The sequence below is a fragment of the Streptomyces sp. NPDC057694 genome (assembly GCF_042799415.1).
In the GTDB taxonomy this organism is placed as follows: Bacteria; Actinomycetota; Actinomycetes; order Streptomycetales; family Streptomycetaceae; genus Streptomyces.
Genome location: NZ_JBHVIX010000015.1, coordinates 160,374 through 186,309, shown reverse-complemented (window position 1 = coordinate 186,309; position 25,936 = coordinate 160,374). Strand labels below are relative to the sequence as shown.

The 25,936-nt window shown below is 72.2% G+C and carries 26 protein-coding genes; 12 read left to right on the top strand and 14 right to left on the bottom strand.

The features are described 5' to 3' along the window. Positions 1-159 precede the first annotated feature (159 nt). Genes ACFVDP_RS28665 through ACFVDP_RS28645 form a run of 5 tightly spaced genes read right to left on the bottom strand, consistent with a single transcriptional unit; the run spans position 160 to position 5,579 of the window. Positions 160-957, bottom strand: a complete 798-nt coding sequence (locus ACFVDP_RS28665) for a type III pantothenate kinase (protein WP_383495632.1) — start codon at positions 955-957, stop codon at positions 160-162. Continuing rightward, on the bottom strand, positions 957-1,952 hold the full coding sequence (gene nadC / locus ACFVDP_RS28660; protein ID WP_383495629.1) for a carboxylating nicotinate-nucleotide diphosphorylase: 996 nt from the start codon (positions 1,950-1,952) through the stop codon (positions 957-959). Before nadC ends, ACFVDP_RS28665 begins: the two co-directional genes overlap by 1 nt. Continuing rightward, positions 1,949-3,664 carry an L-aspartate oxidase gene (locus ACFVDP_RS28655; protein WP_383495626.1) on the bottom strand — a complete coding sequence of 572 codons (1,716 nt, stop codon included), beginning with the start codon at positions 3,662-3,664 and terminating at the stop codon, positions 1,949-1,951. Before ACFVDP_RS28655 ends, nadC begins: the two co-directional genes overlap by 4 nt. Further along, complete coding sequence (gene panC, locus ACFVDP_RS28650) at positions 3,661-4,647, bottom strand: pantoate--beta-alanine ligase (RefSeq protein WP_383495623.1); 987 nt, start codon at positions 4,645-4,647, stop codon at positions 3,661-3,663. Before panC ends, ACFVDP_RS28655 begins: the two co-directional genes overlap by 4 nt. Continuing rightward, positions 4,644-5,579: a Rossmann-like and DUF2520 domain-containing protein gene (locus tag ACFVDP_RS28645; RefSeq protein ID WP_383495620.1), complete on the bottom strand. Its 936-nt coding sequence runs from the start codon at positions 5,577-5,579 to the stop codon at positions 4,644-4,646. Before ACFVDP_RS28645 ends, panC begins: the two co-directional genes overlap by 4 nt. Before the next feature lie 141 nt (positions 5,580-5,720). On the opposite strand from ACFVDP_RS28645, the gene ACFVDP_RS28640 reads away from it, so the two are divergent. Beyond that, on the top strand, positions 5,721-6,863 hold the full coding sequence (locus ACFVDP_RS28640; protein WP_383495617.1) for a threonine aldolase family protein: 1,143 nt from the start codon (positions 5,721-5,723) through the stop codon (positions 6,861-6,863). Positions 6,864-6,870: 7 nt separating this feature from the next. On the opposite strand, the gene ACFVDP_RS28635 is transcribed toward ACFVDP_RS28640, so the two are convergent. Next, on the bottom strand, positions 6,871-7,101 hold the full coding sequence (locus ACFVDP_RS28635; protein ID WP_383495614.1) for a hypothetical protein: 231 nt from the start codon (positions 7,099-7,101) through the stop codon (positions 6,871-6,873). Positions 7,102-7,279: 178 nt separating this feature from the next. On the opposite strand from ACFVDP_RS28635, the gene ACFVDP_RS28630 reads away from it, so the two are divergent. Beyond that, the gene (locus tag ACFVDP_RS28630; protein ID WP_383495611.1) at positions 7,280-8,386 is read left to right on the top strand and encodes a DUF5937 family protein; all 1,107 of its coding nucleotides are present in this window, start codon (positions 7,280-7,282) and stop codon (positions 8,384-8,386) included. A 10-nt stretch (positions 8,387-8,396) separates the two neighbouring features. Here ACFVDP_RS28630 and ACFVDP_RS28625 read toward each other — a convergent pair whose 3' ends face one another. Further along, positions 8,397-9,068 (bottom strand): response regulator, encoded by a 672-nt coding sequence (locus tag ACFVDP_RS28625; protein WP_383495608.1) that lies wholly within the window; start codon positions 9,066-9,068, stop codon positions 8,397-8,399. A gap of 52 nt (positions 9,069-9,120) precedes the next feature. Further along, positions 9,121-10,323, bottom strand: a complete 1,203-nt coding sequence (locus ACFVDP_RS28620; protein WP_383495605.1) for a sensor histidine kinase — start codon at positions 10,321-10,323, stop codon at positions 9,121-9,123. Positions 10,324-10,441: 118 nt separating this feature from the next. On the opposite strand from ACFVDP_RS28620, the gene ACFVDP_RS28615 reads away from it, so the two are divergent. After that, positions 10,442-11,467, top strand: coding sequence for an SAM-dependent methyltransferase (locus ACFVDP_RS28615; protein WP_383495602.1), 1,026 nt, complete (start codon positions 10,442-10,444; stop codon positions 11,465-11,467). On the opposite strand, the gene ACFVDP_RS28610 is transcribed toward ACFVDP_RS28615, so the two are convergent. Beyond that, positions 11,432-12,583 (bottom strand): NADH-quinone oxidoreductase subunit D, encoded by a 1,152-nt coding sequence (locus ACFVDP_RS28610; RefSeq protein WP_383495599.1) that lies wholly within the window; start codon positions 12,581-12,583, stop codon positions 11,432-11,434. The two genes, ACFVDP_RS28615 and ACFVDP_RS28610, sit on opposite strands and share 36 nt — an antisense overlap. 31 nt (positions 12,584-12,614) lie before the next feature. On the opposite strand from ACFVDP_RS28610, the gene ACFVDP_RS28605 reads away from it, so the two are divergent. Next, positions 12,615-13,157 (top strand): PH domain-containing protein, encoded by a 543-nt coding sequence (locus ACFVDP_RS28605; RefSeq protein ID WP_383495596.1) that lies wholly within the window; start codon positions 12,615-12,617, stop codon positions 13,155-13,157. Beyond that, complete coding sequence (locus ACFVDP_RS28600) at positions 13,154-14,527, top strand: PH domain-containing protein (protein ID WP_383495593.1); 1,374 nt, start codon at positions 13,154-13,156, stop codon at positions 14,525-14,527. Before ACFVDP_RS28605 ends, ACFVDP_RS28600 begins: the two co-directional genes overlap by 4 nt. A gap of 62 nt (positions 14,528-14,589) precedes the next feature. Here ACFVDP_RS28600 and ACFVDP_RS28595 read toward each other — a convergent pair whose 3' ends face one another. The 4 genes from ACFVDP_RS28595 to ACFVDP_RS28580 form a co-directional block, all read right to left on the bottom strand. Further along, on the bottom strand, positions 14,590-15,543 hold the full coding sequence (locus ACFVDP_RS28595; RefSeq protein WP_383495590.1) for a hypothetical protein: 954 nt from the start codon (positions 15,541-15,543) through the stop codon (positions 14,590-14,592). A 156-nt stretch (positions 15,544-15,699) separates the two neighbouring features. Further along, a complete protein-coding gene (locus tag ACFVDP_RS28590; RefSeq protein WP_383495587.1) occupies positions 15,700-16,680 on the bottom strand; it encodes an ABC transporter substrate-binding protein in 981 nt (326 codons plus the stop codon). 91 nt (positions 16,681-16,771) lie between these two features. Continuing rightward, positions 16,772-17,440, bottom strand: coding sequence for an ABC transporter permease (locus ACFVDP_RS28585; RefSeq protein ID WP_383495584.1), 669 nt, complete (start codon positions 17,438-17,440; stop codon positions 16,772-16,774). After that, complete coding sequence (locus ACFVDP_RS28580) at positions 17,437-18,192, bottom strand: ABC transporter permease (protein ID WP_383495580.1); 756 nt, start codon at positions 18,190-18,192, stop codon at positions 17,437-17,439. Before ACFVDP_RS28580 ends, ACFVDP_RS28585 begins: the two co-directional genes overlap by 4 nt. 196 nt (positions 18,193-18,388) lie before the next feature. Between ACFVDP_RS28580 and ACFVDP_RS28575 the strand changes: the two genes are divergently transcribed. After that, positions 18,389-19,543, top strand: a complete 1,155-nt coding sequence (locus ACFVDP_RS28575; RefSeq protein WP_383495577.1) for an ABC transporter ATP-binding protein — start codon at positions 18,389-18,391, stop codon at positions 19,541-19,543. 37 nt (positions 19,544-19,580) lie between these two features. Here the strand turns inward: ACFVDP_RS28575 and ACFVDP_RS28570 are convergent, their stop codons facing one another. After that, complete coding sequence (locus ACFVDP_RS28570; protein ID WP_383495574.1) at positions 19,581-20,681, bottom strand: alpha/beta hydrolase; 1,101 nt, start codon at positions 20,679-20,681, stop codon at positions 19,581-19,583. 215 nt (positions 20,682-20,896) lie between these two features. Between ACFVDP_RS28570 and ACFVDP_RS28565 the strand changes: the two genes are divergently transcribed. From ACFVDP_RS28565 to ACFVDP_RS28540, 6 genes are all read left to right on the top strand, one after another. Beyond that, positions 20,897-22,720, top strand: coding sequence for a phosphatidylglycerol lysyltransferase domain-containing protein (locus tag ACFVDP_RS28565; RefSeq protein ID WP_383495571.1), 1,824 nt, complete (start codon positions 20,897-20,899; stop codon positions 22,718-22,720). 59 nt (positions 22,721-22,779) lie between these two features. Beyond that, positions 22,780-23,643, top strand: coding sequence for a dihydropteroate synthase (folP, locus tag ACFVDP_RS28560; RefSeq protein ID WP_383495568.1), 864 nt, complete (start codon positions 22,780-22,782; stop codon positions 23,641-23,643). Beyond that, on the top strand, positions 23,640-24,203 hold the full coding sequence (locus tag ACFVDP_RS28555; RefSeq protein ID WP_383495565.1) for a nuclear transport factor 2 family protein: 564 nt from the start codon (positions 23,640-23,642) through the stop codon (positions 24,201-24,203). The genes folP and ACFVDP_RS28555 overlap by 4 nt, the downstream gene beginning before the upstream one ends. A 212-nt stretch (positions 24,204-24,415) precedes the next feature. Continuing rightward, positions 24,416-24,775, top strand: a complete 360-nt coding sequence (gene folB / locus ACFVDP_RS28550; protein ID WP_383495562.1) for a dihydroneopterin aldolase — start codon at positions 24,416-24,418, stop codon at positions 24,773-24,775. Next, complete coding sequence (gene folK / locus ACFVDP_RS28545; protein WP_383495559.1) at positions 24,772-25,371, top strand: 2-amino-4-hydroxy-6-hydroxymethyldihydropteridine diphosphokinase; 600 nt, start codon at positions 24,772-24,774, stop codon at positions 25,369-25,371. The genes folB and folK overlap by 4 nt, the downstream gene beginning before the upstream one ends. Positions 25,372-25,446: 75 nt before the next feature. Continuing rightward, a complete protein-coding gene (locus ACFVDP_RS28540) occupies positions 25,447-25,929 on the top strand; it encodes a DUF3180 domain-containing protein (RefSeq protein ID WP_383495556.1) in 483 nt (160 codons plus the stop codon). Positions 25,930-25,936 lie beyond the last annotated feature (7 nt).

The window sequence follows — 25,936 nt, the reverse complement described above, 5'->3', positions numbered from 1 at the left end:
TCGGGTTGTGTCTCGTTTCGTGGCTGTTCACTCCCCACAGGGGAGCCCAGAATGGAACCCCCCCCGCCCCCCCGAAGCGAGCGAAGCTCGCCCTTGGGGGCGCGGGGAACTGCGCGAGAAGCGGCCACCGGCCGTAAGTCGGCCACGTACCGCACGTGCCTAGAGGCGGCTGACGTTGCGTTCGTAGACCAGGCGGAGGCCGATCAGGGTCAGCCACGGTTCGTGTTCGTCGATGACCGAGGCCTCGCCGAGGACCATCGGGGCCAGGCCGCCGGTCGCGATGACGGTGACGTCGTCCGGGTCGTCGGCCAGTTCCTTGGCCATCCGGTTGACCACCCCGTCGACCTGCCCCGCGAACCCGTAGAGGATGCCCGACTGCATCGCCTCGACGGTGTTCTTGCCGATGACACTGCGCGGCCGGGCCAGCTCGATCTTGCGGAGCTGCGCCCCGCGCACCCCGAGCGCCTCGACGGAGATCTCGATACCGGGGGCGATCACGCCCCCGGTGTACTCCCCGCGCGCGGACACCGCGTCGAACGTCGTCGCCGTGCCGAAGTCGACGACGATCGCCGGACCGCCGTACAGCTCGACGGCCGCGACCGCGTTGATGATGCGGTCGGCGCCGACCTCCTTGGGGTTGTCCATGAGGATCGGGACGCCGGTCTTGATGCCGGGTTCGACCAGGACGGCGGGGACGTCGCCGTAGTAGCGGCGGGTGACCTCGCGCAGTTCGTGCAGGACCGAGGGGACGGTCGAGCAGATGGCGATGCCGTCGATGCCGTCGCCGAGTTCGTCGCCGAGCAGCGGGTGCATGCCCATCAGGCCCTGGAGCAGGACGGCGAGTTCGTCGGCGGTGCGGCGGGCGTCGGTGGAGATGCGCCAGTGCTCGACGATCTCCTCGCCGTCGAACAGGCCGAGGACGGTGTGGGTGTTGCCCACGTCGATGGTGAGCAGCATCAGACGGCCGCTTCCCGCAGGTCGAGACCGATGTCGAGGATCGGCGAGGAGTGGGTCAGGGCGCCCACGGCGAGGAAGTCGACGCCCGTACGCGCGTACGCGCCCGCGTTGTCGAGGGTGAGGCGGCCCGAGGACTCCAGGAGCGCGCGGCCGTTCGTGAGGGCCACGGCCTCCTCGGTCTCGGACGGCGTGAAGTTGTCCAGGAGGATCAGGTCGGCGCCGGCGTCGAGGACCTCGCGCAGCTGGTGCAGGGTGTCGACCTCGACCTCGATCGGCAGGCCGGGGAACCGGTCGCGTACCGCCTGGAAGGCCGCTGCCACACCGCCCGCCGCGACGACGTGGTTGTCCTTGACCAGGGCCGCGTCGGACAGCGACATGCGGTGGTTGACGCCGCCGCCCGCGCGGACCGCGTACTTCTCCAGGGAGCGCAGGCCGGGCGTGGTCTTGCGGGTGTCCCGGACCTTCGCCTTCGTACCGTCCAGCGCGTCCGCCCACGCGCGCGTGGCCGTCGCGATGCCGGACAGGCGGCAAAGGATGTTGAGCGCGCTGCGCTCGGCGGTGAGCAGGTCGCGGGTGCGGGTGGTGACGGACAGGAGCTTCTGTCCGGCCTCCACGCGGTCGCCGTCCTCGGCGTGCCGCTCGACCTCGAACTCGTCGCTCGCCACGACGGAGATGATCGCCTCGGCGACCCGCAGGCCCGCGACGACACCGGCCTCGCGGGACGTGAAGTCGGCCGTGGCGACGGCGTCCTCGGGGATCGTGGCGACCGTGGTGACGTCCACGCCGCCGTCGAGGTCCTCGGCGATCGCCATGTGGGCGATGTCCTCGATCTCGACCGGGTGCAGGCCCGCGTCCAGGAGCAGCTGGGCCAGCGACGGGTCGAGGCCGCACTCCATGACGTCGGCGTCGCTGTCCGCGCAGCCGCAGTTGTCGCCGCAGCCGCCGCTGTCGGCGTCTGCCAGGGGGAGGTCGGGGGTGGCACTCACGTCGGTCACTGCTCCTGAGGGTTCTTTACCGTTGCCGGGAAGTCTGCTGTTTGTGTGGTGTGCGTGGCCAGAGTGCGGTCGGAATTCAGCCGTACGACGATGTGGCGGCGCCAGTTCGCGTCGTCGCGGTCCGCGTGGTCCTCGCGCCAGTGGCAGCCGCGGGTCTCCTCGCGGCGGCGGGCGGCGGCGACCAGGACGCGGGCCACGCACAGCAGATTGGTGGCCTCCCAGGTGTCGACGCCGGGGACGGCCGTCTTGCCGTGCTCGGCGAGGGCGCCCGCGGCGTCGGCGTGGATGCGGCCGAGCCGGGCGGCGGCCTCGGCGAGGGAGTCCGCGGAGCGCAGGACGCCCGCGCCCTCGCTCATCACGCGCTGGATGGCGAAGCGGGCCTCGGCGGGCAGCAGCGGGTGGGCCGGGGTGGCCGGGTGCGGGACGGGGGCGGGCACGCGCGCGTGGAGGTGGTTCTGTGCGTGCTCCTTCTTGATGTCGTCCGCGATGCGCTCGGCGTAGACGAGGCCTTCGAGGAGGGAGTTGGAGGCCAGCCGGTTCGCGCCGTGGACGCCGGTGCAGGCGACCTCACCGCACGCGTAGAGGCCCGGAACGGTGGTGCGCCCGTAGAGGTCGGTGCGGACCCCGCCGGAGGCGTAGTGCGCGGCCGGGGCGATCGGGATCGGCTCGGTGATCGGGTCCATGCCGTGGGCGCGGCAGGCGGCCAGGATCGTGGGGAACCGCTTCTCCCACATCTCTCGGCCGAAATGCCTCGCGTCGAGGTACATGTGCTCGGCGCCCTGCTCCTGCATGCGGCGCGTGATGCCCTTGGCGACGATGTCGCGGGGTGCCAGCTCGGCGAGTTCGTGCTGGCCGACCATGAAGCGCACGCCGTCCGCGTCGACCAGGTGGGCGCCTTCGCCGCGCACCGCCTCGGAGACGAGCGGCTGCTGGCCCTCTGCGTCCGCGCCCAGGAAGAGCACGGTGGGGTGGAACTGGACGAATTCGAGGTCGCTGACCTCGGCTCCGGCGCGCAGCGCGAGGGCGACGCCGTCGCCGGTCGACACGTGCGGGTTCGTGGTCGCGGCGAAGACCTGGCCCATGCCGCCGGTCGCGAGGACGACGGCGGGGGCGAGGACGGCGCCGACGCCGTCGTGCTGGCCCTCGCCCATCACGTGCAGGGAGACACCGGCGGTGCGGCCCTCGGCGTCGGTCAGCAGGTCCAGCACCAGCGCGTTCTCGACCGTGGGCAGCCCACGCGCGCGTACGGCTTCGACGAGGGCGCGGGAGATCTCGGCGCCCGAGGCGTCACCGCCCGCGTGCGCGATGCGGCGGCGGTGGTGGCCGCCCTCGCGGGTCAGGTCGAGGGCGCCGTCCTCGGTCTCGTCGAAGTGGGCGCCGGTCGCGATGAGGCGGCGTACGGCGTCGGGGCCCTCGGTGACCAGGGTGCGCACCGCGTTCTCGTCGCACAGGCCCACGCCCGCGACGAGGGTGTCGTCGAGGTGCTGCTCGGGGGTGTCGCCCTCGCCGAGCGCGGCGGCGATGCCGCCCTGTGCCCAGCGGGTGGAGCCGTCGTCCAGGTGGGCCTTGGTGACGACGACGGTGCGCAGGCCGGCGGCCTCGCAGCGCAGCGCGGCGGTCAGGCCCGCGACGCCGGAGCCGACGACGACCACGTCGGCGTCCAGGTTCCAGCCGGGGGCGGGGGCGTGGAGTGCTATGCCTGTGCTCGTCACAGGTGACCTCCGAAGGTCAGCGGCAGGTTGTCGATCAGCCGGGTCGCGCCGACGCGGGCGGCGACCGCGAGCACGGCCTCGCCCTCGAAGCCGTCCCGTACATCGGTGAAGTCCGCCGGGTCGACCAGCGCCAGATAGTCCAGCTGGACCGGCGGACGGAGGCGGGCGGCCTCGTCCAGGACCAGGCGGGCGGCGGCCAGTACGGCGGCGGGGCCGCCCGGGGAGGCCACCGCGTGGGCGTCGGCGGCGGCGCGGGCCTCGCCGAGCGCGTCGAGCGCCCGGGCACGCGCGCGCGGAGTGGGGCTCTCGACGGCACGCGCGCGCAGGGCCTCCTGTGCGGCATGCCGGTCCCGGCCTGCGAACAGGGCGCGGGAGAGCGCCAGCGCGCTGCGGCGCTCGTCCGGCGACAGATAGCGGTTGCGCGAGGAGAGGGCCAGGCCGTCGCCCTCGCGGGCCGTGGGCACGGCGTCGATCTCGACGTCGAAGTTCAGGTCACGGACCATGCGGCGGACCAGGGCGAGCTGCTGGGCGTCCTTCTGGCCGAACAGGGCGACGTCCGCGCGCGTGAGGTGCAGCAGCTTGGCGACGACGGTGAGCATGCCGTCGAAGTGGCCGGGGCGCGAGGCGCCTTCGAGACGCTCGCCCATCGGTCCTGCCGACATCCGGACCTGGGGCTGTCCGCCGGGGTAGACCTCGTCGACGGACGGCGCGAACACCAGGTCGGCGCCCGCCTGTCCGGCGATCTTCACATCGGCTTCGAGGGTGCGCGGGTAGCGGTCCAGGTCCTCGCCCGCGCCGAACTGCAGCGGGTTCACGAAGACGGTGACGACGACCTCGCCGTCGGCGCCCGCGCGCTCGCGGGCCGTGCGGACGAGGGTGGCGTGGCCGTCGTGCAGGGCGCCCATGGTCATCACGACGACGCGCTGCCCGGCACGCGTGCGCGCGCGCAGGTCCTCACCGGTGTGGACGATCCTGGCGCTCATCGGGGGTCCTCCGCGCCGGCGGCCAGCACATCGAGGAGGTCCTCGGCCAGCTCCGGCTTCAACAGGCCGTGCGCGAGGGCGCGGTCGGCGGTGGCGCGGGCCATCGCGAGGTATCCGGCGACGGCCTGCGGCGCGTGCGCGCGCAGCTCGGCGACATGGGCGGCGACGGTGCCCGCGTCGCCGCGCGCGACCGGTCCGGTGAGCGCTGCGTCGCCGGAGCGCAGGGCGTTGTCCAGCGCCGCGCCCAGCAGCGGGCCGAGCATCCGGTCGGGGGCGGACACACCCGCGTCCCGGAGCAGGTCCATGGCCTGGGCGACCAGGGTGACCAGGTGGTTCGCGCCGAGCGCGAGGGCCGCGTGGTAGAGCGGCCGCATCTCCTCGGCGATCCACTCGGGCTCGCCGCCCATCTCGATGACCAGGGCCTCGGCGGCCAGCCGCAGCTCCTCGGGGGCGGTCACGCCGAACGAGCAGCCGGCCAGACGCTGGACGTCGACGGCGGTGCCGGTGAACGTCATCGCGGGGTGCAGCGCGAGCGGCAGGGCGCCCGCGCGCAGCGCCGGGTCGAGCACCCTGACGCCGTACCGCCCGGAGGTGTGGGCGATGAGCTGTCCGGGCCGGATCGAGCCGGTCTCGACGAAGCCCTCGACGAGACCGGGCAGGATGTCGTCGGGCACGGTCAGGAGCACCAGCTCGGCCCGCGCGAGGACCTCGGCGGGCGGCACGAGGGGCACGTCGGGGAGCAGGGCGGCGGCCCGCCGCACGGAGGCGTCGGAGACTCCGGAGACGGCGACCGGCCGGTGCCCGGCCAGTTGCAGGGACGCGGCGAGCGCGGGTCCCACCCGGCCCGCGCCGACGACGCCCACGGTGAGGCGGGCGGGCCGGTCCTTGGGATCGGTGGGTTCGGATCGGGGTGACTGTGGGGCTGAGGTCACGGGGCGACGGCCTTCCGTTCCAGTCCGCTCGGGGTACCGGACGATTTCTCGTCATGTTAACGCTATCTGGGCGGACGGGCCTCGGTCGTCCACAGGCTGTGGGGAAGCGCACGCGTACACGCGTGCGACATGATGCGGCGCATGAACGTCCCTTCAGAAAAGCAACAGACAGCACGGCGGCTCGCCGCCTTCCGGGGTGCGACGCGCGTCCTGGCACGCGGCCCGCAGGTGGCCACCATGGGCGAGCGCTGGGCGCGGCTGACCGACGCGGCGGGCTCGGTGACCGATCTGTCGGGCGACGTCGACCTCTACGGGGACGGGGTCGTCGCCGACCTGGAGGCGAAGGTCGCCGGACTGCTCGGCAAGGAGGCGGCCGCGTTCTTCCCCACCGGCACCATGGCGCAGCAGGTCGCGCTGCGCTGCTGGGCGGGCCGCACCGGCAACTCCACGGTGGCCCTGCACCCGCTGGCCCACCCGGAGGTCCACGAGCGCGAGGCGCTGACCACGGTGGCGGGCCTGCGCACCGTGCACCCGACGACCGCCGCGCGGCAGATCACGGCCGACGAGCTGCACGGCATGGACGAGCCGTTCGGCACTCTGATGCTCGAACTGCCGCTTCGGGACGCCGGATACGTGCTGCCCACGTGGGAGGAGCTGACGGAGGTCTGCGAGGAGGCACGCGCGCGGGACGCCGTCATCCACTTCGACGGGGCCCGCCTGTGGGAGTGCACGACGCACTTCGGACGCCCGCTGGACGAGATCGCCGACCTCGCGGACAGCGTCTACGTGTCGTTCTACAAGTCGCTCGGCGGCCTCAGCGGCGCGGCGCTCGCGGGCCCGCAGTCGTTCATCGACGAGGCGCGGGCCTGGCGGCACCGCTACGGCGGCCAGGTCTTCCACCAGTTCCCGCAGGCGATCGCGGCGCTGGTCGGCCTGGAGCGGGAGCTGCCGCGGCTGCCGGAGTACGTGGCCCACGCGCGCGTAGTGGCGCGGGCGCTGCGCGAGGGGTTCGCCGAGGCGGGCCTCCCGTGGGCGCGGGTGCACCCCGAGGAGCCGCACACCCAGGCGTTCCGGGTGCTGCTGCCCTACGACACCGACGTGCTCACCGAGGCGGCGGTGACACAGGCGGAGGAGACGAAGACGCAGCTGTTCGGGCGCTGGTGGCCGGTGAGCGGGGCGCCGGGGCTCTCCCTCACAGAGGTCACGGTCGGCGCGCCCGGCCTGGAGTGGAGCGCCGACGACGTCCGCGCGGCCGTCGCGGACTTCGTACGCCGCCTGCCCTGAGCCGGCTTCAGCACCCGGCGGCGTGACCGCGGTGGGCCCGGTGCCCGGACAGGCGCCGGGCCAGCGCGGCCCGGATCCGGCCGCGCGCCGGGCGCTCCGCCAGGACCGCCCGGAAGCGGCGGTAGTCACGCAGCTCGCGGATCGCGGCCGCGTCGTTCAGGTGCGGGGCCGGCGGGGCGGCCTCGCCGCGCCGGGCGGCCCGGTAGACGTCCAGCGCGTACTGCTGGGTGACGGTCATGACGACCACCTCACTCATCATCTCGATTGTCACGCTGCGCCCCGGAAAAAGCCCTTTCGTCGGGCTTGGGGGCCGATGACCACGAGACTGCGCCCGTCGCCGCGGTCCGGTCACGTCGATTGACGAGAGCCGTCAATCGAGGACCCGGCTGTCAGTGGTGGCGTGCACCATTGGGGTCATGAGCGTGCGCATCGACATCACCGGCCTGACGGCCGAGCGGATCCACGTCGTGCCCTCGCCCCTGGCCGAGCTGGGCATGGCGCTGCACGCGCTGTCGGAGCCCGCGCACCACCCGGGGCTGCAGGGGTGGACGACGAGCGTCTCCGCGCGCCTCGACCCGTGCCTCGCGGACCGGATGTGCGAGGCGGACTTCCTGTGGCGGACGACGTTCTCGGACGTCTTCACCCCGTCCGCCGGGATACCGGGCCGCCGCACCCTGCCCGGCGCCACGCTCACCGAGGAGCTGGACCTGCTCGACAAGCTCTCCGACGAGCAGTTCGTGGACGCCGCCCTGGAGTTCACCTGCCAGTCGGAGTACGCGAAGCGGGCGGTGAGCCGGCTCGACGATCCGGCCGCCCGCGAGCGTGCGCTCGATCTGGCGGCGGCCCGCGGCACCCACCAAGTGCGCTTCACCCGGCGCCTGCTGGACGATCCGCCCGCCATCAGGGCCTGGTTCCGCGAGCTGCTGCAGGACTGCGAGGAGGCGTTCTTCTCCGACGTGTGGGGCCGCGTGCAGCACCAGCTGGCCGCCGACGCGCGGCACAAGACGGAGCTGCTGCGCCGCAAGGGCGTCGCCGACGCGCTCTCCGCGGTCTCGGGGTCGGTCTCACTGGACGACTCGGGCCGCGCCGTCGTCGTCGACAAGATCTCCGTGGGGCACACGGAGACGGGCACCGGCGACCTGATCCTGACCCCGACCAGCCTGGGATGGCCGCATCTGTGGGTGCTGCACCGCGAGGGCTGGGCACCGATGATCACGTACCCGATCTCGTCGCCCGCCCTCACCGCGCCGACCTCGGTGGAGCAGCTGACCCTGCGCATGTCGGCCCTCGCCCACCCGGTCCGCATGCGCCTGTGCCGCCACCTGGCGCGCGGCTCGTGCACGACGAGCGAGCTGGCCGACGCGCACGCCATGACCGCACCGGAGATATCCCGGCACCTGTCGGTGCTGAAGAAGGCGGGCCTGATCACGACGCGCCGCCAGGGCCGTTACGTACAGCACCAGTTGGACCTGAGCGTGGTGTCGCGGCTGGGCGGCGACTTCATCGAGGGCGTGCTGCGCTGACGGCGGACCCTCAGGCTCCGCCCCCGGCGCGGACGATTCCCGTCTCGTAGGCGAGGACGACGACCTGGACCCGGTCGCGCAGGTCGAGCTTGGTCAGGATGCGGCCCACGTGGGTCTTCACGGTGGCCTCGGACAGCACCAGGCGGGCCGCGATCTCGCCGTTCGACAGGCCCTGGGCGACCAGGATCATGACCTCGCGCTCGCGCTCGGTGAGCCGGTCCAGCTGCTGGGCCTGCGGCTCCTTGACGCTGCTCGGCAGCATCGGCGCGAAGCGGTCGAGCAGACGGCGGGTGGTGGACGGGGCGACCACCGCGTCGCCGCTGTGCACGGAGCGGATGGCGGTGAGCAGCTCGCCGGGCGGCACGTCCTTGAGCATGAAGCCGGAGGCGCCCGCCTTGAGCCCGGAGAACGCGTACTCGTCCAGGTCGAAGGTGGTCAGGATGAGGACCTTCGGCGGGTTCGGCCCGGAACAGATGCGGCGGGTCGTCTCGACGCCGTCGAGCTTCGGCATGCGGACGTCCATGAGGACCACGTCCACGGCCGTGGCGCGCAGTACTTCCAGTGCCTCGACGCCGTCGCCCGCCTCGGCGACGACCTCCATGTCCGGCTGGGCGGCGAGCACCATCCGGAAACCGGTGCGCAGCAGCACCTGGTCGTCGACGAGCATGACCTTGATCGACATCGGGCGGGTCCTCACATCTCGGCTGATCCGGACTGGTGCTGACTGGTACGTGTCAATGGGCGGGCTTGAGCGGCAGCAGGACGCTGATGCGGAAGCCGCCGCCGGGGCGCGGGCCCGCGTCCAGCGTGCCGCCGACCATACCCACGCGCTCGCGCATCCCGATGAGGCCGTGGCCGCGGCCGTCGGCGCCACCGTCCTCGTACAGCTCGTGCGGGGCGCCCTTGCCGTCGTCCTCGACGAGCAGACCGAGTCCGTCGTCGAAGTAGACGAGGCGGACGCTCGCCCCCGCGTTCGGACCGCCGTGCTTGCGGGTGTTGGTGAGGGCTTCCTGGACGATGCGGTACGCGGTCAGCTCGACGCCGCTGGGCAGCGGGCGCGGGGTGCCCTCGACCTTGAAGTCGACGGGCAGGCCCGCCGTGCGCACCTGGGCGACGAGGTCCTCGATCTGCTCGACGTCGGGCTGCGGCACGTACGCCTCGCCCTGCTCGCGCTCGCCGGTGCGCAGCACACCGAGCAGCCGGCGCATCTCGGCGAGTGCCTGCCGGCCCGTCCCAGAGATCGTCTCCAGGGCCTTCTTCGCCTGGTCGGGCGCGTTGTCCAGGACGTACGCGGCGCCGTCGGCCTGCACCACCATCACCGACACGTTGTGCGCGACGACATCGTGCAGCTCCCGGGCGATCCGCGCCCGCTCGGCGGCGACCGCGACCTTCGACTGGGCCTCGCGCTCCTTCTCCAGGCGGGCCGCCCGCTCCTCCAGCTCGGCCAGATAGGCGCGGCGGGTGCGCAGCGAGTCGCCGAGGACCCAGGCGAGGGCGAACGGCACCATCGTGAAGACGGTGACGGCGATCTGGCCCGCGCCGCTGGCGCTCTCCTCGGGCCATCTCACCTGGGCGATCGGCGCCGCGCACAGGCCCGCGCCGAGGGCGAGCCGGGACGACCACCGCGCCCCGTTCGCCGCACAGGTGTAGACGATGACCAGCATCGCGAAGTCGGCGGGACTGGTCTCGGCGTCGAGGATCAGCTGGGCCAGGCCGGTCACGATCGTGAGGATCAGCATCCGCTCCGGCATCCGGCGGCGCAGCGTGACGACGACGCTCAGCAGGACGGCGCAGCCGATGCCCGCCGCCTGGCTGCCGCGGGGGGAGCCTCCGGCGCCGCTGGTGACGGTCACCACCGACATTCCGAACAGGATCACGGCCCAGAAGCCGTCGACCCAGGTCGGGTGTCTGCGGAGGAAGTCGTAGAGGCGCTGCACGTAACCCAGAGTAGGTACGCGTGCGGCCCGCAGGGGTCAACCGGAGGACCGATCCGCACCCCGCGCGCGTACTCCCCAAGGTGGAGGCGCACGCTCCCGGCGCGCATAGCCTTCAGGCGTGGAGAACGTACGAGAGGACGGGGCGCGCGGCTGGCGCGAGGCCACCGAGCGGGCGCTGTACGGGCCCGCCGGTTTCTATCGCGGGCCCGAGGGGCCTGCCGGTCATTTCCGCACGTCGGTCCATGCGTCGCCGCTGTTCGCCGGGGCCGTCGCCGAGCTGCTGTGCCGGGTGGACGCCGCGCTCGGCGCGCCGGACCGGCTGACGTTCGTCGACATGGCCGCGGGTCGCGGTGAGCTGGTTTCGCGGGTCCTGGCCGCGCTGCCGGAGCATGTGCACGCGCGCGTGCACGCCTGCGCGGTGGAGATCGCCGACCGCCCCGCGGATCTCGATCACCGGATCGAGTGGCGGTCCGAGCCGCCCACCGGGATCACCGGACTGCTGTTCGCGAACGAATGGCTCGACAACGTCCCGGCCGACGTCGTCGAGACGGATCCGGACGGCACCGCCCGGCTCGTCCTCGTACGGCAGGACGGCACGGAGTCCCTGTCGCCCGGACCGCTCGGCGACGCCGAACGGCGCTGGCTCGACGCGTGGTGGCCGCTGGCGTCCGAGCCCGGGCTGCGCGCCGAGGTGGGGCTGGACCGGGACACGGCGTGGGCGGCGGCCGTGGGCACGGTGGAGCGTGGTCTGGCGGTCGCGGTGGACTACGCCCACGCGCGCGGGGCGCGGCCGCCGTTCGGCACGCTGACGGGGTTCAAGGAGGGGCGGGAGGTGCCGCCCGTGCCCGACGGGACCCGGGACATCACGGCGCACGTGGCGCTCGACGCCTGCGCGACCGGGCCCGGGGCCCGGCTGCTCACCCAGCGCGCCGCGCTGCACGCGCTCGGCGTCGGCGCCGGCCGTCCGCCGCTGTCGCTCGCCTCCCGGGACCCGGCCGCGTACGTACGGGCGCTCGCGCGCGCGGGAGAGGCGGCGGAGCTGACGGCCCGGGGCGGGCTCGGCGACTTCGGCTGGCTCGTCGAGCCGGTGGGGGTGGCTCCCGACGGCCTACTTGTCGATGTCGCCGACCACGAAGAACAGTGAGCCGAGGATCGCCACCATGTCGGCGACGAGCGTGCCCGGCAGCAGTTCGGCCAGCGCCTGGATGTTGTTGTAGGAGGCGGAGCGCAGCTTGAGGCGGTACGGCGTCTTCTCGCCCTTGGAGACGAGGTAGTAGCCGTTGATGCCGAGCGGGTTCTCCGTCCAGGCGTACGTGTGGCCCTCGGGCGCCTTGAGGACCTTCGGCAGCCGCTGGTTGACCGGGCCCGGCGGCAGGTCCGCGATCCGGTCGAGGCAGGCGTCGGCGAGGGCCAGCGCGTTGTGCGTCTGCTCAAGAAGGCACTCGAAGCGGGCCAGGCAGTCGCCCTCCTGCCGCGTGACGACCTTCAGGGTGTCCTGAAGCTCTCCATAGGCGAGGTACGGCTCGTCGCGGCGCAGGTCGAAGTCGACGCCGGAGGCCCGGGCGATCGGGCCCGAGACGCCGTAGGAGTGCGCGGCCTCGGCCGACAGGACGCCCACCCCGCGCGTGCGGCCCCGGAAGATCTCGTTGCCGAGGACGAGGCGGTCGTAGACGTCCATCCGGGAGCGGACGGACGCGACGGCGTCCCGCGCGCGCGTGGTCCAGCCGAGGGGGAGGTCCTCCTTCAGGCCGCCGACCCGGTTGAACATGTAGTGCATGCGGCCGCCGGAGATCTCCTCCATCACGGTCTGGAGTTCCTCGCGTTCACGGAAGGCGTGGAAGACCGGTGTGATTCCGCCCAGTTCGAGCGGGTACGAACCAAGGAACATCAGATGGTTGAGCACACGGTTCAGCTCGGCGAGCAGGGTCCGCAGCCACACGGCACGCTCGGGCACCTCCATGCCCAGCATCCGCTCGACGGCGAGCACGACACCCAGCTCGTTCGAGAACGCGGACAGCCAGTCGTGGCGGTTGGCGAGCATCACGATCTGCCGGTAGTCCCGCGCCTCGAAGAGCTTCTCGGCACCGCGGTGCATGTAGCCGATCACCGGCTCCGCGTGCTGGATCCGCTCGCCGTCGAGCACGAGACGCAGGCGCAGCACACCATGGGTGGAGGGGTGCTGCGGACCGATGTTGAGCACCATGTCGGTGCTCTCCGCGGCACCACCGATGCCGACCGTGGCCTGAGTCGTGGGCGTCATGCGGACAGTCTCTCCTACGTAGGGTGAATCCATGGAGACAGGGGCGACGGGGTCGATGGGGGCGATGGGGATCAAGAACCAAGAGGGCGGGACCGGGGAGGCCGGCGAGTCCGGTCCCGGCTGGACCGGGCTGCCGACCGGGCTGCTGAAGCTGCGCCGTCTGCTGCTCGTGCTCTGGCTGGTGCCGCTGACGGTCGGCGTCGCGGTGCTGCTCACGATCGTCGCGGGACCGCCGTGGGCGGCGTTCGCGCTGCTGCCGCTCGCGGTGCTGGTGTGGGGCTGGCCGATGCTCGGCCGCAACTGGCGTTCGTGGCGGTACGCCGAGCGCGCCGACGACCTGCTGCTCAGCCGCGGGGTGCTGTGGCGTGAGGAAACGATCGTGCCGTACGGGCGGATGCAGCTGGTCGAGGTGACCTCGGGCCCCCTGGAACGGAAGTTCGGCCTGGCCAGCCTTCAGCTGCACACCGCGGCCGCCGCCACCGACGCCACGATCCCCGGACTCGTCCCGGCCGAGGCGGAGCGGCTGCGCGACCGCCTCACCGAGCTCGGCGAAGCCCGATCGGCGGGCCTGTGACCGCCTCCCCCGTTCCCGAGGACGCCACCGAGGACGTCACGGACGTCACCGGCATCGAGCGGCCCACGAGCCTACGAGAGCGGCGCCTGCACCCCGTCACGCCGCTGCGCCGCGCGTGGGCGCCGATAGCGGTCCTGCTCGGCTGGGCCGTGCACGACATGGACCAGGCGCAGCGCCAGCTCGCCCAGCTCACCACCGCGACCCTGGCGATCGGCCTGGGCGTCCTGGTGCCCGCGGCCGCCCTGTACGGGTTCCTCACCTGGTGGTTCACGCACTTCGGGGTGACGGACACCGAACTGCGCATCCGTACGGGCCTGTTGTTCCGCCGCACCGCCCACATCCGGCTCGACCGCCTCCAGGCCGTCGACGTCACCCAGCCGCTCCTCGCCCGCTTCGTGGGCGTCGCCAAGCTGAAACTCGACGTCGTAGGGACGGACAAGAAGGACGAACTCGCCTACCTGGGAGAGAAGGAGGCGCGCGATCTGCGGGCCGAGCTCCTCGCGCGCGCGGCCGGGTTCGCCCCGGAGTCGGCCCACGAGGTGGGTGAGGCACCGGCGCGGCAGATCCTGCGCACGCCCCCGCGCACGCTCGCCGTGGCGCTGCTGCTGACCGGCACCCCCTGGGCGATGCTCCTGGCGGCGGTCGCCGTGCCGGCCTTCCTGTGGTTCGCCACCCACAACCTGTGGACAGTGATCGCGGCCGCCGTGCCGCTGGCCGGCGGGGCGTTCACCAACAGCGCGGGCCGGTTCATCAAGGAGTACGACTGGACGGTCGGCGAGTCCCCGGACGGACTGCGCATCGACCACGGGCTGCTCGACCGGGTGCACGAGACGGTGCCGCCCGGCCGGGTGCAGACCGTGCGGATCGTGCAGCCGCTGCTGTGGCGGCGGCGCAACTGGGTCCGTGTCGAGCTGCATGTCGCGGGGTCGGCCAACTCCGTCCTGGTTCCCGTCGCCCCGCGCGAGCAGGCCGAGGACGTCGTCGCGCGCATCCTGCCGGGTGTCGCGGTGCCCAAGCCGGACGACTTCGCGGGGTCGCCGCGGCGCGGGCGCTGGTGCGTGCCGGTGTGGTGGCGGGCGTACGGGGTGTCCGTCACGGAGACCGTGTTCGCCGCCAAGGAAGGACTGCTGCAACGCCGGATCTCGCTCGTCCCGCACGCCAAGGTGCAGAGCGTGCGCCTCACCCAGGGCCCCTGGGAGCGCTGCTGGCGGGTCGCGGCACTGCACCTGGACACGGGCGCCGACAAGACGGTGACGGCGCGGCTGCGGGACGCCCAGGAGGCGGCGGAGCTGCTGCGGGCGCAGGCGGACCGGTCACGGACCGGGAGGCGGGGCGCTCGTCCGGATCGCTGGATGAGCGAAGCCCCGTAGGGACCCGTTCACGCGAGAGGGCGCCCTACGACGAGTAGAGCGCCCTCACAGCAGAACAAGCCTCAGGCCCGCAGCGCCGACCTCAGTTCGCCCACGTCGATCTGCTCGGTCTCGTCATGGGCCGTCAGGTCGATGACTTCCTTCTCGGCGCCGTTCTCGGCGTCCTTGGCGTCCTTGGCGTCCTTGGCGTCCTTCTCCTGCTCGGCGAGCGCCTCTTCCCCGACGACGTCCGCCAGGTCCTCGTCCGGCGCCACCGCGGAGCCCGCGGCCGTGCCGAAGAAGTCGAAGCCGCCCACGAGGGCCCTGCGCGCCGGTGCCGCCGGCGGCACCACGGCAGCGGCGGCCGGCACGGTGAAGTGGCCGGACGCCGCCCGGGGCTTCCCCCGGGAATCGGTCTCCTCCGCGGCGGGGGCGGGAGCGGCGGGCCGGGCCAGCCGGTCGAGCGCCGCGTTCGCCCGCAGGTACAGCGACGGGGTGACCTGGATCGCGGCAGCGGCGGCGGCAGCGGCCGGGGCCGTCGGCTCGGCGGGCCGGGCCGGGGGCAGCGCCTTCGTGGGGGCCGACGCCTCGATGGCGAGCCGGCGCCGGCCCTCCAGGGCGCTGGCGCGCTCCGTCTCGGCGTTGGCGTACCGGCGCAGCAGCGCCGCGTGCTCATTGCGCAGCGCCGCCAGCTCGGACCGCTTGGAGCGGAGCCTGCCTTCGAGGCGGGTGCGCAACTCGCGCGACTCCTCCAGGTCGCCCTCCAGCTCCGCCACGGCCTCCTCGTGCCGCCAGCGCTCGCTCGCGGCGCCCCGGGTCAGATCGGCGACCTGCTTGCCCGCGAGCCGGTCCCAGCGGCGCATCACGAAGGCGCCGACGACGGCCGCGGCGGCCGCGGCGGCGGTGATGCCGCGCAGCACGAGCGGATCGCCCGTCAGCCAGGCGCCGCCCGCGCACACGAGAGGCGCACCGGCGATCACCGAAGGGGGCAACAGGCGGTGGAGGGGTGGGGAATGGCGGTGGCGTCCACGTGGCATGGCCAGAAACTTACCGCGCGTAGGCGAATCGCGAAGCCCCGCCCGGCAAAATCCGGGCGCGGGCGACGCAGAAACCACCGAACTCACGCCAGAAACAGCTCACTCGGCGATCGCGTCACTGATCACGTCACTGATCACGTCACTCGCCGATCAAGATCATTTCTTGATGAGGCCCTTGGCCTCCAGATAGTCCTTCGCGACATCGGCTTCCTTCTGCCGCTCGGCGTCGACCTTGCGGTTCAACTCGACGAGGTCGTCGGTCGTGAGCGTCTTGGTCAGCTTGTCGAGGACATCGGCTATCGCCTTGTCGCCCGCATCCTTGGCGTTCACGACCGGAACGATGTTGTCCGCATTCTGCAGCTTCTTGTCGTCCTCCAGGAGAACGAGTCCGAAGTTCTTCAGCGTCGCGTCGGTCGTGGTCGTCAGAACCAGCTGGTCCTGACCGTTCTTCACCGCCTGCTTGGACTGCGTGGTGCCGACGCCCTTCGGGTCGATGCCCGTGACATCGATCCCGTACGTCTTCTTCAGGCCCGGTGCGCAGAACGGCCGGGTCTCGCATTCGTCGCCGGCCGCGATCTTGACCTTCTCGCCGGACTTGCCGAGATCGGAAAGCGTCTTCAGGTTGTGCTTCTTGGCGTACGCCTCGGTCACCGCGAACGCGTTCTGATCGACGGCCCCGCCGGCGTCCAGAACCTTCAGACCTTCCGGCTCGGCGAGACCGCGCAGCGCGGTGATCGTCGCGTCGACATCACTGGACGCGACGGCCTTCGCATCCGATCCGTTCTTCTTCAGGTTGAGGAATTCGGCGAGTGTCGCCGCGTATTCGGGCACCACGTCGATGGCGCCCTTCGCGAGCTGCGGTTCGTAGATCTCGCGGTTCTCCACCGTCTTGACCGACGCGTCGTACCCGGCGTCGTCCAATACCTGCCGGTACAGCTCGCCCATCACCTTGGCCTCGGTGAAGCTGGCGGCGCCGACGACGATCTTGCCCTTCTTGCCGTCGCCCGCGCTCGCCGAGCCGCCCTTGTCGCCTTCGAGGCTGTCACCGCCGCACGCGGTGAGACCCGCGGTCAGGGCTCCCGCCGCCACGACCGCCAGGGCCATGCGGCGCGTCCTGCCGTGCGTCCTGCTGTTCATCGCTCTCCTCGTTGCACTGGTAGCACTGCTGGCACTGCTCCGGCACTGCTGACTGACGGTCGGCACCGCACTGTGCCGCCGGGGATCCGTGTCACGCCCGCCCTCGCGTCGGGTCGAGGACCCGGCCCACCGCCACGAACACGCCCTCCACGGCCAGGGCGAGCGCGGCCACGAGGACGGCGCCCGCGACGACCTGCGGGGTGTTCTGCAGACTGAATCCGGCCGTGATGATCCGCCCGAGCCCGCCCTCGCCCGCCATCGCGGCCAGCGTCGCCGTCGCGATCACCTGCACCGCGGCCGACCTGAGCCCGGTCATCACCAGGGGGTACGCCAGCGGCAGTTCGACCCGGGAGAACACCTGGCGGCCGCTCATCCCCATGCCGCGCGCGGCCTCCACCACCGAGCGGTCGACCTCGCGCATGCCCACGTACGCGTTCGTCAGCAACGGGGGTACCGCGAACAGGACCAGGGCGATCAGCGTGGGCAGGTCGCCGTGGCGGCCGAGCGGGGTGAGCGTGAGCAGCACCAGGACGGCCAGGGTGGGCACCGCGCGCCCCACGTTCGAGATGTTGACCGCGAGGGCGCCGCCCTTGCCGATGTGCCCGAGCCACAGGGCCAGCGGCAGCGCGATGAGGCAGGCGACGGCGAGGGCGACCCCGCTGAAGTACAGATGCTCCGAAAGGCGGTGCCAGACCCCCTTCTCGCCCTGCCAGTTGGCGCCCGTGGTCAGCCAGTCGTAGGCCCCCGATATCGCGTTCATGCGACCTTCTCCGGCATCTCAGGCATGTCCTGCTCCACCGCGGTCACGGTCTTGGGTCTGTGGGGGCCGCGGCCGCCCCGTACGGCCGTCGCGCGCGTCCACGGCGTCAGCCATCGCTGGACGCCGAGCAGCAGCAGGTCGGCGAGGACCGCGAGCAGCACGCACAGCACGGAGGCGGTGAGCACCTGGGCCTTGAAGTCGCTGTGCAGGCCGTCGAGGATCAGCGTCCCGAGGCCGCCGTAGTCGACGATCGCGCCGACCGTGGTGAGCGCCACCGTGGAGACCGTGGCGATGCGCACCCCGGCCAGCATCGCCGGGAGCGCCAGCGGCAGCTCGACCTCCCACAGCAGCCGCAGCGGCCCGTACCCCATCCCGCGCGCGGCCTCCCGGGCCTCCTCCGGCACGGCCTGCAGCCCCGCCAGGATGTTGCGCACGAGGATCGTCAGCGAATAGAGCACGAGTCCCGTGACCACCAGCGAGGCGGAGAGCCCGAACAGGGGCAGCAGCAGCGAGAACATCGCCAGCGACGGGACCGAGTAGAAGACCGTGGTCAGCCCGAGCACCGGCCCGGCGAACGCTTTTCTGCGCCGCGCGAGCAGCGCCAGCGGGAAGGAGATCAGGACGCCGATCACCACCGCGGCGACGGTGATGCCCAGGTGCTGCACGGTCGCGTCGGTCAACTCCTGGCCGCGGGTGCGCAGATACTCCCCGCACACCCAGTCATTGGCCACCAGGCAGTTCTGCTCGCTCACCCCGCCCCGCCTCCCCCGTTTCCCCGAACGTATGTCAGGTATCCGTACCCACGCACGCACGTTTTCGACTGTCGACGACCCTAGCCGCCACCACCGACAATGGCCGATACCCGACCCCCGGCCGCAACACTGCCTTTACACAACTGCCGTGTTCGGACGGTCCGCACACGCCAAGGCCCCGGCAGAATGGGTTCCCATGATCCGGTTCGAGCACGTCAGCAAGCAGTACGCGGACGGCACCACTGCCGTCGACGACCTGTCCTTCGAGGTGAACGAGGGCGAACTGGTCACGCTCGTCGGCCCGTCGGGCTGCGGCAAGACCACGACGATGAAGATGGTGAACCGGCTCATCGAACCCACCGGGGGCCGGATATTCCTCGACGGTGACGACATATCCGGCATCGACCCGGTGCAGTTGCGCCGTCGTATCGGATACGTGATCCAGCAGGTCGGCCTCTTCCCGCACAAGACCGTCCTCGACAACACGGCGACCGTGCCGCACCTGCTCGGCGTCAAGCGCGCCAAGGCCCGCGAGCGCGCCGCCGAACTCCTCGACCTGGTGGGCCTCGACCCGAAGGTCTTCGGCGACCGCTACCCCGAGCAGCTCTCCGGCGGGCAGCGCCAGCGGGTGGGCGTCGCGCGGGCGCTGGCGGCCGACCCGCCCGTGCTGCTGATGGACGAGCCGTTCGGCGCGGTCGACCCGGTGGTCCGCGAGCACCTCCAGACCGAGTTCCTGCGGCTCCAGCAGACGCTGAACAAGACCGTCCTGTTCGTCACGCACGACATCGAGGAGGCCGTCCGGCTCGGCGACCGCATCGCCGTCTACGGACAGGGCCGCATCGAGCAGTACGACACCCCGCCGGCCGTCCTCGGCACCCCCGCGACCCCCTACGTGGCCGACTTCGTCGGCGCGGACCGGGGCCTCAAGCGGCTGTCCGTCACCCCCATCGAGGAGGGCGACCTGGAGCAGCCGCCGGTGGTCCACCTCGACGACGCGCTGCCCAGGGAACTCGACGCCCGCTGGGCCGTCGTCCTCGACGACGACAACAACCTGCACGGCTGGCTCTCCGCCGAGCACGCGCGCGCGGGCAGCGGGACGGTCCGCGACCAGGCCCGCCGCATGGAGGCGTGGCTGCCGGTCGGCGCCTCGCTCAAGCAGGCGTTCGCCACGATGCTCCAGCACGACGCGGGCTGGATCGCGGTCATCGACGAGGACAGCCAGGGTCGCTTCCTCGGCGTGCTCACCCCGGCCCGGCTGCACGAGGCACTGCGGCGCTCCACGGCCGCGGACGCGAAGGCCATCCCGCGCGCGGAGGTGGAACTGGAGACGGTCGCACCGCTCGTCAAGTGACCTGGGAGAAGGTGCTCGTCGAGCTGAAAGACGTGACCTACAGGCGTCCGCTCAGCCACTCCAGCGTCGCCGGGATCTCCCGCCGCCACGTGTTGAAGTTGTGCCCGCCGCTGTCGAGGATGATCGACGACACGCGCGTGGGCGGCTTCACCCTCTTGATGAAGTCGAGCGTGCTCTTGTAGTTGTGCTCGCCCACCTTGCTGCTGGTGACCAGGAGCGAAGTCACGGGCGGCGGCACATGAGCCAGGTACCACTTCAGGTCGGCACGCCGCTCCAGCCGGACGACCCCGTGGAAGAGGTCTCCCGTCGTCGGGTCGTGGGGCGCCTTGTAGTACGGCGAAAGCCCGGCGCCCGCCCCATAGACACCGGGGTGGTGCATGGCCACCTTCAGGGCGCAGTAACCACCTGTCGAGTCGCCGACGATGCCCCACTTCTTCGCGGTCCTGTAGCGCGCGCCCAGCTCGGCCGGCAGGTCCCTGGCGAAGAACGACTCCGTCTGCGGGCCGCCCGGAACGTCCACGCACTCGGTGTCACGCGGCGGCGCCACGGTGGGCCGCAGCATCACCAGGATCATCGGCTGCATCCGGCCCGCCGCCGCCAGCTCGTGGGCGGTCTGCGGATAGTGCAGGCCCCTGATCAGCGCCTCGGCGGTGCCGGGATACCCGGTCAGGACGACGGACGCGGGGAACGTGCGGCGGGCGTACTGCCGCTGGAAGTACTCCGGCGGCAGATAGACGTAGGCGGTCGTCGCGATGTGCGTCGTCCGTCCGAGGATGTCGACCTCCTGGATCTGTCCGCCCACCGTTGGAAGCGCCCCGCCGGCCACGCCCACCTCCTGAGTGGAGACCACCTGGACCGGTCCCCTGTTCCCGGCCGCGTCCTGGTTGCTCACCACTCCCTGGCCCTGCTCCTGGCCGAAGAGGTCGGCCCAGGTCGCGTAGAAGCCGAACGCCTGGTTCACGGCGAGGCCGACCGCCGCGAAGATCGCCAGCTGAGTACCGAGCAGCAACCCCACCCGACCTGTGACGGACCGCCACGAGCGGTGCGCCAGACGGGGCCAGAGCAGCACCGTGCCGACGAACAGCGCCACGGCGAGCAGCACCGCCAGCGCGAGGACTTTGTGGCTCGTGAGTCCCATCGGACCTTCCCTGCGTACGAGTTGACCGCCGCCGGCCACAAGGTGCGGCGGACGCCCGGCCCCTGCGGCTTTTCCTCGCCCTTGCCTCACACTTTGCGGCTCTTTTCCGGCCGGGAGTGAACCCGATTCCCGCTCACCCCGTCCTAGAGGGCGCAAGTCGCGGGATGCCGGACATGGCACCGCGTTCACGTTTCTCGCAGAACCACGGGAATGCGATGTTCGCCAGGATAGATGCGGAAAACTCCCAGGGGGTTGCACGCCGGACGAGGCGCGCGCTGCACGGCCCGCGCCCGGAGGCCGTACCGGCCCTGATCGCCCGCGCCTGCATCCTGGTCGGGCTCCTGGACATAGCGGCCGGTGCCTTCCCGCGCTTCCGGCACAGCCGCATGCACACCATGGCGGAGGTGCTTCCGGGCACGCTCGGCCCGTTCGCCGCCGCCCTCGCGCTCAGCAGCGGCGTCCTGCTGCTCCTGCTCGCGCACGGCCTGCGGCGCCGCAAGCGGCGGGCCTGGCGGGCGGCCGTGGTGCTGCTGCCGCTCGGCGCGTGCGCGCAGTTCGCGTACCGGCACTCCTTCGCGGGCGTCGTCATCCCGCTCGTGCTGCTGTGGCTGCTCGCCAGGAATCGCGCGCAGTTCGACGCGCTGCCCGACCCGCGCAGCCGCTGGCGGGCACTCGCCAACTTCGTGGTGCTGGGCGCCGGTTCGATCATGATCGGGCTGCTCATCGTCAGCGCGCACCCCCGCCGCCTGGTCGGCGACCCGAGCCTGTCGGACCGTCTGCAGCACGTCCTGTTCGGCCTGTTCGGCCTCGACGGGCCGCTCGACTACACGGGCAGCACCTCCCGCACGGTCGCCGTCTCGCTCGGCGCCCTCGGCATGATCACCGCGCTCACCACGGTCTACTTCGCCTTCCGGCCCGAGCACCCGGCGGCCCGCCTGGCGGAGGACGACGAGAGCAGACTGCGCGCCCTGCTGGACAAGCACGGCGCCCGCGACTCCCTCGGCCACTTCGCGCTCCGCCGCGACAAGGGAGTGGTCTTCTCGCCCAGCGGCAAGGCGGCGGTCTGCTACCGCGTCGTCTCCGGCGTGATGCTCGCCAGCGGCGACCCCATCGGCGACGTGGAGGCGTGGCCGGGCGCCATCGAGCGGTTCATGGACGAGGCGCGCGCCCACTCCTGGACCCCGGCCGTCATGGGCTGCTCCGAGACGGGCGGCGAGGTGTGGACCCGCGAGACCGGACTGGACGCACTGGAGCTGGGCGACGAGGCGGTGGTGGACGTCGCGGATTTCTCCCTGACCGGGCGGGCGATGCGCAACGTGCGCCAGATGGTCAAGAGGATCGAGCGCGCCGGCTACGAGACCCGGGTACGGCGCATCCGTGACCTCGGCCCCGCCGAGCTGGACCGGATCCGCCGCGCCGCGGAGGACTGGCGCGGCACCGACACCGAGCGCGGCTTCTCCATGGCGCTCGGCCGCATCGGCGACACGGCCGACGGGGACTGCCTGATCGCTACGGCCCACAAGAGCGACGCGGACGGACCCGGCCCCTACGGAGACCTCAGAGCAGTCCTGCACTTCGTGCCCTGGGGCGACGCCGGCGTCTCCCTCGACCTGATGCGCCGCGACCGCAGCGCCGACCCGGGGATGAACGAGCTGCTGATCGTGGCCGCCCTGCACGCCGCCCCGAAGCTCGGCATCAGCCATGTCTCGCTCAACTTCGCGATGTTCCGCTCGGCGCTCGCGCGAGGCGAGAAGATCGGCGCCGGCCCGGTCCTGCGCGCCTGGCGCGGCCTGCTGGTGTTCCTGTCGCGCTGGTTCCAGATCGAGTCGCTGTACCGGTTCAACGCGAAGTTCCGGCCCCGCTGGGAGCCCCGCTTTGTGGTCTATCGCTCCTCGAAGGACCTCCCGCGGATCGGCTGGGCCGCCATGCGGGCGGAGGGATTCGTGAACATGCGCATGCCGGGAGTGCTGCGCCGCCGGGCACCGGAGCCCCGCCCGTGCGCCCACACCCACCGGGAGGAGGGGGCCCACGCCGCCTGAACCCCACGCCGGACCCGTACCGGACCGGGGCACCCCTCATCCGGCTCTAGGCTGGAAGCATGAGCACGTCGCAGGTCCGCCGAGGCCACGTAGCCAATCTCCCCGTATGGGACCGCTGCGCGGTCATGGGAGTCGTCAATGTGACCCCGGACTCGTTCTCGGACGGCGGCCGCTGGTTCGACACCACCGCGGCGATCAAGCACGGCCTCGACCTGGTCGCCGAGGGCGCCGACCTGGTCGACGTGGGCGGCGAGTCCACCCGCCCCGGCGCCGCCCGGGTCGACGAGGACGAGGAGCTGAAGCGCGTCATCCCCGTCGTACGGGGCCTGGCCGCCGAGGGCGTCACGATCTCCGTCGACACCATGCGCGCCAGCGTCGCCGAGCAGTCCCTGGCCGCGGGCGCCGCCCTGGTCAACGATGTGAGCGGCGGTCTCGCCGACCCCGCCATGGTGCCGGTCGTCGCCGCCGCGGGCGCCCCCTTCGTCGTCATGCACTGGCGCGGCTTCCTCGAAGGAGCCACCGTCCGGGGCACGTACGAGAACGTCGTCTCCGAAGTCGTCGACGAGCTGCACACGCGCGTGCGGGCGATCGTCGAGGGCGGCATCGCCCCCGACCACGTGATCGTCGACCCGGGCCTCGGCTTCTCCAAGGACGCCGTGCACGACCTCGCCCTCCTCGCCCACCTCGACGAACTGCGCGCGCTCGGCCACCCGATCCTGGTCGCGGCCTCCCGCAAGCGGTTCCTCGGCCACGTACTGGCGGGCGAGCAGGGCGCTCCGCCGCCCGCGCGCGAGCGCGACGCCGCCACCGCCGCCGTCTCCGCGCTCGCCGCCCAGGCCGGCGCCTGGGCCGTGCGCGTCCACGAGGTACGGGCCACCGCCGACGCCGTCCGCGTGGCCCGCGCGGTCGAGGGAGCCCAGTGACCGGCACCGACACCGAGGCCGTCGACACGGCCAACCGCTCGTTCTACGAGGCACAGGAGCGCGGCGACTTCGAGGAACTGACCTCGCTGTGGCTGGCGCCCGAGGACGTCAGTTACGCCGAGGACGACGATCCGGACGACGCCGAGGACACCTCGATCTCCTGCGTGCACCCCGGCTGGCCGGTGCTCACGGGCCGCGGCGAAGTATTGCGGTCCTATGCCCTAATTATGGCGAATACCGAGTACATCCAGTTCTTCCTGACGGATGTACGGATCAGCGTGGTCGCCGACACCGCCCTCGTGACCTGCACGGAGAACATCCTCAGCGGCGGCCCCGCGCCCGAGGACAGCGACGAGCTGGGCCCGCTGGTGGGCCAGCGCGTCGTCGCCACGAATGTGTTCCGGCGCACACGTGACGGCTGGAAGCTTTGGTCGCACCACGCCTCCCCCGTGCTCGCGGAGTCGGACGACGAATCCGGCGCCCTCGACGACACCCTCGACGACGCGGACGACGGCCCCGGGGACGACGGCAACACCGACGACAATGGGTCACTCGCCTGAGTGGGCGGGTGCCCCCGAAAGAGCCGGAATCCCGGGCTCAAGGTTGGTTTCCCGGCCGTCTGGGTATGGGCGGCTACCAGCCTCGAGACCGTCTGTCCATAGCCCCCACGGGCAAGCGATGTCAGTGCTCGCAGGTAGATTCGATTGAGGCCGGTGCGTCGACCGCACCTCGACAGGGCCGGCCCCTACCGACGACTGCAGGAGTGATTCGCGTGGATCGTGTCGCGCTGCGCGGCCTCAAGGCCCGCGGGCACCATGGCGTCTTCCCCAAGGAACGCGAGGAAGGCCAGACCTTCATCGTGGACCTGGTGCTCGGACTGGACACCCGGGCCGCGGCGGCCGATGACGACCTGACGAAGACCGTGCACTACGGCGTCGTGGCCGAGGAGGTCGTGGCCGCCGTCGAGGGCGAGCCCGTCGATCTCATCGAGACCCTGGCCCAGCGCATCGCCGACGCCTGCCTGAAGCACGAGGGAGTCCAGGAGGTCGAGGTCTGCGTCCACAAGCCGGACGCGCCGATCACCGTGCCCTTCGACGACGTGACCGTCACCATCACCCGGAGCCGAGTATGAACAAAACTCCGTTCGACCCGACCGTTCAGCCGGTACCGACCTCTGTGATGGAGCAGGTCGACGCCGCTGACACCACCCTCTCCAACCCCAAGCTCGCCGTGCTCTCCCTCGGCTCGAACCTGGGGAACCGCCTGGAGACGCTGCAGGGCGCCGTGGACGCCCTGGAGGACACCCCCGGCGTCCGCATCAAGGCCGTCTCGCCCGTCTACGAGACGCAGCCCTGGGGCGTCGACCCCGACAGCCAGCCCTCGTACTTCAACGCGGTGGTGGTCCTCAAGACGACCCTGCCGCCCGACTCGCTCCTGGAGCGCGCCCACGCGGTCGAGGAGGCCTTCCACCGCGTGCGGGACGAGCACTGGGGCCCGCGCACCATCGACGTCGACATCGTCGCGTACGCGGACGTGGTCTCCGACGATCCGGTGCTGACCCTCCCCCACCCCCGGGCCCACGAGCGCGCCTTCGTGCTCGCGCCCTGGCACGACGTGGACCCCGAGGCACAGCTCGCCGGCCACGGCCCGGTCACCGAGTTGCTCGCCGCGGTGACCCGCGAGGGCGTGGCCGCCCGCACCGACCTGGAACTCCGGCTGCCCGAGTAATCGTTAGGGTCTATCGGGCAGAGCCGTGCGGCCACGCACGGGAGACGGGCGACCGACGGGGATGAAGCAACCGCGATGAAGCAACTGCGCATCAGAACTCTGGCCGGCCTGTTCGGGGTCGCCGGAGTGCTGTCCTGGGCGGGCGCCCGCCTGTGGAACTCGCTGGGCACGCTGCCCAGCGTCCCCCTGGCCGCGCCCATCGTGCTCGCGGTGATCGCCGTCGTCCTGCTGGCGACGGCGCTCTCCCTGCGCGCCCGGCTGCGCGCCCAGCGCGAGCGCCGCCCCGGCGCCAAGGGCGTCGACCCGATGATGGCGGCCCGCGCACTGGTCTTCGGCCAGGCCAGCGCGCTGGTCGCGGCGCTGGTCGCGGGCATGTACGGCGGCACGGGCGTCTTCCTGCTGGAGCAGCTCGACATCCCGGCCCGCCGCGACCAGGCGATCTACGCCGGGTTCTCGGTCGTCGCCGGCGTCGCCGTCATAGCGGCAGCGATCTTCCTGGAGCGCATCTGCAAGCTCCCGGAGGACGACGACACGGAGGGCACCGCGCCCGCCGCATGACGACGCG